At 62.6% G+C, this 1,578-nt stretch carries 1 protein-coding gene; it reads right to left on the bottom strand.

The genetic code is table 11. The annotated features are described in order from the left end of the window. On the bottom strand, positions 1-1,578 hold a 1,578-nt coding region (gene nirB, locus CF651_RS31810), incomplete at both ends, for a nitrite reductase large subunit NirB (protein ID WP_144029153.1).

Here is a 1,578-nt window from a genome sequence, read left to right as displayed (position 1 = left end):
AGATGTGTATAAGAGACAGGCATCAGGCCGAGCGTCTTGTCGATGCGCTCATTCAGCGCGACACGGTCTTCCTTCTTCTCCAGCGCGGCTTTGATGCTGTCCAGCCCGACACGCTGCACCCATTCGCTCGTACGCTCGTTCCACTTGCCTTCCTCGCGGTAGTATTGCAGGAACGCGCCCGCCCACTCCATCACTTCGTCCCCGGTCGTTACCTTGCACAGCAGTTCCGTCGCGCGGACGTTGATACCGCCGTTGCCTCCGACGTGCAGCTCCCAGCCGCCGTCAATCGCAATGACGCCGAAGTCCTTGATCGTGGACTCCGCGCAGTTCCGCGGGCATCCGGATACGGCCAGCTTGACCTTGGCCGGTGTATTCAGCCGCTCGAACCGTTTCTCCAGATCGATCCCCATCTGGATCGAGTCCTGGGTGCCGAAGCGGCAGAAGGTGCTGCCGACGCACGTTTTGACCGTGCGGAGCGCTTTGCCGTACGCGTAGCCGGACGGCATATCGAGGTCGGCCCACATGCGCGGCAGGTCCTCCTTCTTCACGCCGAGCAGGTCAAGCCGCTGGCCGCCGGTGAATTTCACCATCGGCACGTCGTATTTCTCGGCGACCTCGGCGATCCGTTTCAGCTCGGCCGGGGAGGTGACGCCGCCATAGATCCGCGGTACGACCGAATACGTGCCGTCCTTTTGAATGTTCGCGTGGTTCCGCTCGTTGACGAAGCGGGATTCCCGCTCTTCGGCGTGCTCCTCCGGCCAGGCCATGCCGAGGTAGTAGTTCAACGCCGGGCGGCATTTGGAGCAGCCTTCCTCTGTCTTCCAGGAGAGGACATTCATGACTTCCTTCGATGTCGTGAGGCGCATGCTGCGAATCGCTTCCACGACTTCGTCGCGGCTCAGCTCGGTACAGCCGCAAATACCTTCTTTGGTGGTGACGACGCCGTCGGCACCCAAGGTGTAGGTCAGCAGGTCGGCGACGAGCGGCTTACAGCCTCCGCAGGAGCCGGACGCCTTGGTGCAGGCTTTGATGTCGGCGACGCTGGCGCAGCCTTTTTCTTGAATGGCCTGCACGATCGCGCCCTTGGAGACGCCGTTACAGCCGCAGACGATCTCGCTGTCCGCCATCGCGGCAACGAAGTCGAGTCCCGATGCTTTGCCTCCGCCGGCGGATTCGCCGAGCAGCACGCTTTTCTCGCGTCCGGTGACGTCCTCGCCGTTGCGGATCATCGAGAACAACCGGGAGCCGTCGCTGGTGTCCCCGAACAGAACCGAGCCGATCAGCTTGCCGTCCTGGATAACGGCTTTCTTGTACACTCCTTCAAAATCGTCCTGCATCCGCACGGAGCGGGTGCCCGGTTCTTCGGTGAACCGGCCGGCCGAGAACACGTTGACGCCGGAAATTTTGAGCTTGGTGGAGACGACGGACCCTTGATAGCCCTCGGAGGCAATGCCGGCCAGCCGCTTCGCCAGCTCGCCGCCCTGCTCATACAGCGGGGCGACAAGGCCGTAGGCGACGCCGCGGTGCTCCGCGCATTCCCCGATAGAGTACACATTCGGCACGTTCGTTTCCAGGCAG

Origin of the sequence: Paenibacillus rigui, from assembly GCF_002234615.1 — a bacterium.
In the GTDB taxonomy this organism is placed as follows: domain Bacteria; phylum Bacillota; class Bacilli; order Paenibacillales; family NBRC-103111; genus Paenibacillus_S; species Paenibacillus_S rigui.
This window is presented reverse-complemented; position numbering and strand designations above follow the sequence as displayed.